The sequence below is a fragment of the Microcystis sp. LE19-195.1E genome, from assembly GCF_027532095.1.
Classification (GTDB): Bacteria; Cyanobacteriota; Cyanobacteriia; order Cyanobacteriales; family Microcystaceae; genus Microcystis; species Microcystis aeruginosa.
In genome coordinates, this window is record NZ_JAPZSZ010000339.1 from 1 (window position 1) to 8,365 (window position 8,365).

General features: G+C 44.7%; 8 protein-coding genes. 4 read left to right on the plus strand and 4 right to left on the minus strand.

The window, feature by feature from the left end; all coding sequences use genetic code 11:
- Nucleotides 1-137: 137 nt before the first annotated feature.
- Entirely contained in the window at nucleotides 138-335 is a 198-nt protein-coding gene (locus O9300_RS18285) for a hypothetical protein (RefSeq protein ID WP_002784450.1), read from the minus strand.
- Between the two features lie 328 nt (nucleotides 336-663).
- On the opposite strand from O9300_RS18285, the gene O9300_RS18290 reads away from it, so the two are divergent.
- Complete coding sequence (locus O9300_RS18290; protein ID WP_287973194.1) at nucleotides 664-1,605, plus strand: TIGR04168 family protein; 942 nt, start codon at nucleotides 664-666, stop codon at nucleotides 1,603-1,605.
- Nucleotides 1,606-1,651: 46 nt separating this feature from the next.
- Here O9300_RS18290 and O9300_RS18295 read toward each other — a convergent pair whose 3' ends face one another.
- Entirely contained in the window at nucleotides 1,652-2,593 is a 942-nt protein-coding gene (locus O9300_RS18295; RefSeq protein ID WP_287973207.1) for a hypothetical protein, read from the minus strand.
- Between the two features lie 282 nt (nucleotides 2,594-2,875).
- The gene (locus O9300_RS18300) at nucleotides 2,876-3,421 is read right to left on the minus strand and encodes an NUDIX hydrolase (RefSeq protein WP_287973196.1); all 546 of its coding nucleotides are present in this window, start codon (nucleotides 3,419-3,421) and stop codon (nucleotides 2,876-2,878) included.
- 107 nt (nucleotides 3,422-3,528) lie between these two features.
- On the opposite strand from O9300_RS18300, the gene ylqF reads away from it, so the two are divergent.
- Nucleotides 3,529-4,368 carry a ribosome biogenesis GTPase YlqF gene (ylqF, locus tag O9300_RS18305; RefSeq protein ID WP_287973198.1) on the plus strand — a complete coding sequence of 280 codons (840 nt, stop codon included), beginning with the start codon at nucleotides 3,529-3,531 and terminating at the stop codon, nucleotides 4,366-4,368.
- A 161-nt stretch (nucleotides 4,369-4,529) separates the two neighbouring features.
- A complete protein-coding gene (locus tag O9300_RS18310; RefSeq protein ID WP_287973202.1) occupies nucleotides 4,530-6,014 on the plus strand; it encodes a glutamate synthase subunit beta in 1,485 nt (494 codons plus the stop codon).
- A gap of 185 nt (nucleotides 6,015-6,199) precedes the next feature.
- Here the strand turns inward: O9300_RS18310 and rpaA are convergent, their stop codons facing one another.
- The gene (gene rpaA, locus O9300_RS18315; protein WP_287732520.1) at nucleotides 6,200-6,940 is read right to left on the minus strand and encodes a two component system response regulator RpaA; all 741 of its coding nucleotides are present in this window, start codon (nucleotides 6,938-6,940) and stop codon (nucleotides 6,200-6,202) included.
- Between the two features lie 511 nt (nucleotides 6,941-7,451).
- Between rpaA and O9300_RS18320 the strand changes: the two genes are divergently transcribed.
- Complete coding sequence (locus O9300_RS18320; protein ID WP_287973204.1) at nucleotides 7,452-8,171, plus strand: biliverdin-producing heme oxygenase; 720 nt, start codon at nucleotides 7,452-7,454, stop codon at nucleotides 8,169-8,171.
- The last annotated feature ends 194 nt before the right edge of the window (nucleotides 8,172-8,365 follow it).

Here is an 8,365-nt window from a genome sequence, read left to right on the forward strand (position 1 = left end):
ACTCAAAACGGACGGGTCGGAAAGCGTAAGACTACCGCTAAGGTAGCAGCATCCCGGGTCGCGTCAACCCCATTCAACGACCATCCTAAAAAGGTGGCGTGGTGAGGAATCACCGTCCGTTTACGGCGGTGAGGATGTCAACCCTCAAATTGCCCTTCGATCAAGATAATTTCGCCAAAATCGGGAATCCATGCCACCCAACGGCCCTGATCCTGTTCACAGAGTAGTAGCGCTTCATCAAAGCTGTATGGAGAGGGAAGCATTCTGAGTTGTACCCATGTGTTTGCTTGGGGGCGAGTAACAACGGCAGTAGTGCGGTATTGTAGTAAAGACATACACAGATCACCCTGATAATTCTGTATCTAAATTTACAAACAAACCGATGACTGTGGGTAACTTTGTTTGAAATCTTTACATCATTTCCAGAGTTCTTGCATAATTAATTTTTGAGAGGGGAAAAATGAGAAAAATAGGCATAAAATTGCATAAAATAACCAAATAGAGCATTTAATTGATTAATGCTCATTCTTAATTCTCCTGACTACTGACTACTGGCTCCTTACTCCTCACCTAAAGGAAGATTTTTGATTTTTGCAAGAGGTCTATTTATTCGGCCAATCCTAGTTATGATCGTTACTGATAAATGATAGTTGATAACTGGTAATGGTAAGTTCTTTCCCTCGCAGCTATAAAATCGCCGTCATCGGTGACGTTCACGACCAATGGGAAATAGAAGATAATTTAGCACTAGAAGCTTTACAAGTGGATTTAGCCCTATTTGTCGGCGATTTTGGCAATGAATCCCTAGAAATTGTCGGTCGGATTGCTAGTTTGTCCTTACCAAAAGCCGTTATTCTCGGTAATCATGACGCTTGGTATAGCGCCACCCCCTGGGGACGAAAACAATGTCCCTACGATCGCAATCAAGAAGATCGTGTCACCGCCCAGTTAGAATTATTAGGGGTTGCTCATGTGGGTTACTCAAAACTAGACCTACCCGGTTTAGAGCTTTCGATTGTTGGGGGTCGTCCCTTTACTTGGGGGGGATCCGAGTGGAAAAATGGAGAATTTTTTCAAGAACGCTATAATATCAGCAGTTTTGCCGAATCTACCGCCAAAATTATCGCTAATATTCAAGATACTGCCTATAATAACCTGATTTTTTTAGGTCACAATGGTCCGGCCGGACTGGGAAAGGAAGCGGAAGCTATCTGTGGTCGCGATTGGCAACCCTTGGGAGGGGACCACGGGGATCCGGATTTAGCGGCGGCCATCGAACAAGCACAGCTATTAGGAAAACAGGTTCCTCTCGTCAGTTTCGGTCATATGCACCACCGTCTCCGTCATACCACTTCCCGTTTACGCAATCCCGTGGTCACTTCCGAGATGGGAACTGTTTATCTGAATGCTGCCAGTGTCCCTCGTATTCTCCACTCCGATACGGGTAAATCTCGCAATTTTTCCCTAGTCACTCTTGAAGAAGGTCTAGTCACAGAAGCATCTTTAATCTGGTTGAACGATAATTTCGAGATTATCAGTAATAGAAAACTTTATCACTCCGGGTCATCAATCGATCGCCTATCCGCCCAATCTTGTTATTCTTAATTTACATCTCCCCACACCCCACACCCCACACCCCACACCCCACTTCCTATAGATAGTTAATTTTTTGAGCGAGTAGAGGTAAAGCAAGAGCGATAGCAACACTAACAATCATACCGATAAAAGCTTTCAAGGCATCCCCTAAAACCAGTTTACCCGTGGCGGCTAAATTAGGGGTTTCTCTGGTTAAAGTCAGAGAAATTTCTCGACCTCCTAATAAACCTAAAAATACCCAAGTGGTACTCATGGGAATATGATTATAGCCAACAAAAAACAGTAAAATTAGACCATAAATTAAGTTAATAATTGTTGCAGAACGCAGATCATGGGCGTTAGTTTTGCTAGTGACAATTTTCTCGATTTGACCCCCATGATTAATAAAAATGATGGTTTGCAGGAGTAGCATAACTGTTAGAGATAAAACTAACCATGTTGCCGCTAACTTTCTGGGAAGATAGGCGAAAATATTAGCAAAATCTTGCATTAACCATTGACTCCAGAGAAACCCGGTGGATAACCACTGTAAAACTACCCAGATTTTTTCAGGTTCTTGATTAACTGTTTCTAGGAAAAAGTTTTCTAATTGATAAATAATTCGATAGATTACTAACCCCGCTATAACAGCAAGAGCATAACCCCAAGCGGATTTAACTAACATTTCATCTAGAGATTGGGGAGCAAAAACTGTTAAAACCAAAAAGGTTGTACTCACGGGTATTCCCCAAGTGGTGAGAATTAAAATTGCTAGGGGAGGAACGATATAAATCCAAGTAAAAGTTTCTGGGAAGGGAATCATTTCTAGTCGATTATAAGCCACATCTCCCTGATTAATATACCAACCAGCGATAAAAATCGAGGCTAAGATTATACTGGTGTACAGCCATAAAATCCACCAGGGACGTTCTTCATTGGCACTTAAAAAAGTCCCTAAAGTTTGTAGGGAATCGTTGGCAACAATCGCATAAGCTGATAGGATAAAGCCAGCAATCATCAAAAAATTACTCATAGACAAGTGAAAAAAATAAAACTTAAAGTAATACAAATCCTGTTCAAACAGTAGAGAAAAGCGCCGAGGTAGGAGAGCGGGAAGTGGGGAAGTGGGGAAGTGGGGAAGTGGGGGAATTTCAACTAAAACCCTAACACCCTAACACCCTAACACCCCAACACCCCCCGCAACGCGCACGCAGTGACCACCCTATCTCCTGAATCCTGACAACCGGCTCCCCAAAACGAAAACTTCCTACCTCCCCATTAATATAACTGCTATAACTCCTTAATAATTTTGCTTTAAAAAATCCCTCGCTAGATAGAAAGCAGCTAAACTACCAGAGACGGTAATTTCCTGTGGATTAATTTCCTGTAAAGGTCGAAGAATAACTTCAATTTCCTCGGTAATATCTAACTTTTGTTGACCTGTGGGAGTAGCATTAAGAGCCAAAAAAATATGAATTCTGTTAGTATCTTTAACGGGATTATCGTACAAAACAGCCAGAGGTATTAGAGAATCACTTTGATAACCGGTTTCCTCCTCGAATTCCCGACGCGCTGCCGCAGTAATATTATCTTCACCCGCATCTACTGCCCCGGCTGGAAATTCCAATAAAATTTCCTTAACTCCGTGACGATATTGACGGACAAAAACTAATTGATTATCCCTAGTAACTGGAACAACTAAAACAATTTCAGGACGAATATTAACGAAATAATCATCGATAACTTGTCCAGAGGATAACTTCACCGCGTCTTGACGGACTTGACACCAACGATTATGAAAAACTAGCTCGGATTTAATAATTTGCCATTTTTTTAAATTAGTCATCGACAATCCTGTTATAATTGCAGTGAAATTACTAAACTTTTTCTCAGATAATTATAGCTATCTAGGGACTATTCCTGATAAGATTTAATTTTATACTCCCATCTCCCATGTCGTTAATTCAATGGTATCCCGGTCATATTGCCAAAGCGGAAAGAAAACTCAAGGAACATCTTAAACTCGTGGATGTGGTCTTAGAAGTGCGCGATGCTCGCATTCCCTTAGCTTCCCATCATCCGCAGGTGGACGATTGGATTGGCAATAAACCGCGCTTGTTAATCTTAAATCGTCTCGATATGATTCCCGAATCTGCCCATCAACAATGGGTAACATGGTTTAAAAGTCAAGGAAAAACCGTCTATTTTACTAACGCTAAACAGGGAGAAAGAGTTAAAGCAATTATCAAAGCGGCGGAAAAAATTGGCGATGCAATTAACCAAAAACGCCAACTGAGAGGAATGTTACCGCGTCCAGTGCGCGCCGTGGTGATCGGGTTTCCCAATGTGGGCAAATCTGCCCTGATTAACCGTTTATTAGGGCGAAAAGTCGTCGCCAGCGCCCGCAGGGCCGGAGTAACGCGACAATTACAATGGGTACGAATTTCCGACACCTTAGAATTATTAGACGCGCCAGGGGTGATCCCTTCCCGTTTAGATAATCAAAGGGATGCGGTGAAATTAGCTATCTGTGAGGATATTGGGGATGCTGGTTATGATAACCAAAGGATAGCGGCGGCTTTTGTCGATTTATTAATAGAATTACACTATGAAGGTCTTTTACAATCTCGTTATGGGTTGAATACTCTAGACATGACCGGGGAAGATTTTATCGAAAAATTGGCCAATCTCAAATATCAAGAAGATAAAGAAAGGGCAGCCATGCAGTTACTCAATGATTTTCGTAAGGGAATAATCGGGGCTATCCCCTTAGAATTGCCCCCTTCCTCTTGAAATCGCCTGTTTTTAACTCAATAGTTAATTCCCGAATTTGTCAAAATTACCGCCTGTTAGTCCACTGAGTTGCGGATAAGATTAAAGAAATCGGTAAAGTTGCGGGGATCAATCGAACTGTGAAGGAAGATAGGGAATAAACGACAGAGATAACAAAGACTATGGGCAAACCGACTGGCTTTATCGAATTCCTGCGTGAACTTCCTTCCGAACTTACCCCCCTCGATCGCCTTCATAATTGGGATGAGTTTCATCTTCCCATGCCAGAAGATAAACTCCGCAATCAGGCCGCCCGTTGTATGGATTGTGGTACACCATTTTGTCACACGGGAACGCTAATTAGTGGCATGGCCAGTGGTTGCCCGATTAATAACCTGATTCCCGAATGGAATGATTTAATCTATCGAGGATTGTGGCGGGAAGCCCTCGATCGCCTCCATAAAACCAATAATTTCCCCGAATTTACCGGTAGAGTCTGCCCTGCCCCCTGTGAGGGTTCCTGTGTTCTCGGTATTCATAATCCCCCCGTTACGATCAAAAATATTGAATGTTCAATTATCGACAAAGGTTGGGAATCCGGGTGGATTACTGCCAATCCCCCCGCCATCCGTACTGGCAAAAAAGTGGCCGTGATCGGTTCAGGACCTGCTGGATTAGCGGCCGCCGACCAGTTAAATAAAGCCGGTCACTGGGTGACGGTTTACGAACGGGCTGACCGTCCCGGGGGCCTGTTGATGTATGGTATCCCCAACATGAAGTTAGATAAGGAAGAAGTGGTTCTGCGTCGTCTCCAGATGCTGGAACAGGAAGGGGTAAAAATGGTCTGTAACACGGAAGTAGGCAAGGATATCAGCAGCCAAGACCTATTAAACGAATATGATGCCGTGGTTATCTGTACCGGAGCCACCAAACCCCGGGATTTGAACATCGAAGGTCGCCAATTAAAGGGCATTCACTTCGCCATGGAGTTTCTCACCGCTAATACAAAAGCACTACTAGACGGACAGCCGGGGGAGGATTTTATCTCGGCTGCGGGTAAAGACGTGGTAATTATCGGCGGTGGCGACACGGGAACCGACTGTGTGGGGACTTCCCTGCGTCATAACTGCCGTAGCGTCACCCAATTAGAGATTATGCCGCAACCGCCCCGAGAACGGGCCGCCGATAATCCCTGGCCCGAATGGCCGAAAATCTACCGTATGGACTATGGACAAGAGGAAGCGGCCGCACGTTTTGGCGATGACCCCCGGGTTTATACCACCACGGCGACTAAATTCGAGGGGGATAGCGAGGGCAACGTCACAGGGATTCACACGGTACGGGTGGAATGGCAACGCAACGAAAAAGGGCAGTTTATCCCCCAACCGGTAGCAGGAACAGAAAAAGTCATCCCGACGCAATTGGTTCTATTGGCCATGGGATTTTTGGGACCAGAACAGCCTTTACTCGATGATTTAGGCTTAGAAAAGGATGCCCGCAGCAATATCAAGGCCGAACACGGTCAATTTGCCACTAGCTTACCGAAAGTGTTCGCCGCAGGGGATTGTCGTCGTGGTCAAAGTTTGGTGGTTTGGGCGATTAATGAAGGTCGCGGGGCCGCCAGGGAATGCGACCGCTTTTTGATGGGGGCGACGGATTTACCTTAAACCAGTAGTTACTCTCGCCATTGTCCTGACTTGCTGGGGGTGTTTTCCCCTCGTTATAGTCAGGGCCAAAAAGAGGACTCAGCCATAGCCATCAAAACCCAACCGCCGGTCAAACCCTCTCAATCTGAACAGGAGGAGCGAGGAAACAATTGTCCCTATTGCCTATCTAGACAATTGCTCCCTGTTTAAACCGTTGCCACCGATGAATCAAGCACCAACTGTTCATTGGTGGGTAACTCCAGACAATAACCCGCACCGTAAACGGTTTTAATATAGCGAGGGTGGCGGGGATCGGGTTCTAGTTTCGTTCTCAGATGGCGAATATGAACGCGAATAGTCTCGATATCATCATCGGGATCGTATCCCCAGACCTCCTTGAGAATATCACTAGGGGAAACGGTTTGACCGTGACGTTGGAGAAGACAGTGGAGTAACTCGAATTCTAGATGGGTTAACTTGACCACACTTTCAAACCAGACCGCCTCAAAACGTTCGGGAACAAGGGTTAAAGGTCCAAAACTGAGTATTTCTGAGTGTTTAGCGGCCTGGGGAATGCGATCGGTGCGTCTGAGGAGAGCGCGTACCCTAGCTAACATTTCCTCCACCTCGAAAGGTTTGGTCAGGTAATCATCAGCACCCGCATTAAAACCTTCCACTTTATCTTGGGTTTGTCCTAAGGCTGTGAGCATCAAAATCGGGATGTCGGACGTGCGTTCATCTCGTCGCAAACGCTGACAGACAGTAAAACCATCGACTTTGGGCAGCATTAAATCCAGCATGATTAAATCGGGTTGTAACTGGACGGCCAAGGCCTGGCCTTTAATCCCGTCCTCTGCGGGATTAACGTCATAACCCGCCATCTCCAAGTTGATGGAGACTAATTCCGCGATTGCAGGATCATCATCGATTACAAGTATTCGGGGCATTACCAGAGTGTTATGACTAAGGGTTTGGATAGGGAGTTGCTAAATGTGTTCTCGCTGACATCGCAACTAGGGCTTTGTCTCTCAAGGGCTTGAGTTTAGGACAACATAAAGAATCCTGTACTGATTATAAGCATGATTGCTAAATTCGGTTTTAATTTGTGAAATTTTGCTGATATTAAGTCTCCTGAATGTTAAGAATTTCTAAGAAGTGTGAAGAATGTCGAGCAAGAATTGATATTGGCGCTAGACTACACCCTCTCTCTCACCAAGATCAACTAGGGAGCAGTTTTTCACTAATCTTTACAATTTCGCCATCTCGATCAATACCGGTTTCAACCGGCGGTCAAGTCCTGCTAGAGCTAAATTTCTCCCCTAAGCTCCCCCAGAGGCACTGTAAAAATTCTTAATAAAATTACCGATCGATTCAGTTTAATCTACCAAAATAGGCGGTTTTAGTAAGTATCTGTAACGAACCCGATCCATTCTACTCATCCAAACAGGTGATCATAATATGAGCGTTAATTTATCAACTCAACTGCGGGAAGGCACGAAAAAATCCCACACCATGGCAGAAAACGTCGGTTTTGTCAAGTGTTTTCTCAAAGGTGTGGTAGAAAAAACTTCCTATCGCAAACTGGTGGCTAACCTCTACTTCGTCTATTCGGCCATGGAGGAGGAGATGGAAAAACTTCCTAGTCATCCCGTCGTTTCTAAAATCTGTTTTCCTGAACTCAATCGCAAAAATGCGCTGGAACAGGATTTATATTTTTATTACGGTCCAAATTGGCGCAACGAGATCGCTTTATCTCCCGCAGGTCAGGCCTACGTTAACCGGATTCGGGAAATCGCCACAACAGAACCCGAATTATTAGTCGCTCATTCCTATACCCGTTATCTCGGCGATCTGTCCGGGGGGCAAATCTTGAAAAAAATCGCCGAAAAAGCGATGAATCTGGAAACTGGTGGCACAGCTTTCTATGATTTTAAAGATATTACCGACGAAAAAGCCTATAAAAACCACTATCGTCAAACTCTCGACGAGTTACCAGTGGATCAAGCCATGGCCGATCGCATTGTCGCCGAAGCTAACGCCGCTTTTGGCATGAACATGAAAATGTTCCAAGAGTTGGAAGGTAATCTGATCAAAGCGATCGGAATTATGCTCTTTAATACTCTCACCCGTCGTCGCACCACCGGCAGCACCGAAACTGGATTGGCTACCGCCGAATAGTAGTCAAGAAAACCTAAAAAAACGGATAATTCTAGAATTGGGGTAATGGTTAGCCTTGACATCCTCGCCGCCCTAAAAGTGCGGCGATTCCTAAACCTCACGATTTAAGTTTCTGCTTCCACCACCGTCGCATACCACAGTTAAAAAACCATGTACTGTCTTACACAGAGTCCACAGACTTTCGCCCCATTTCA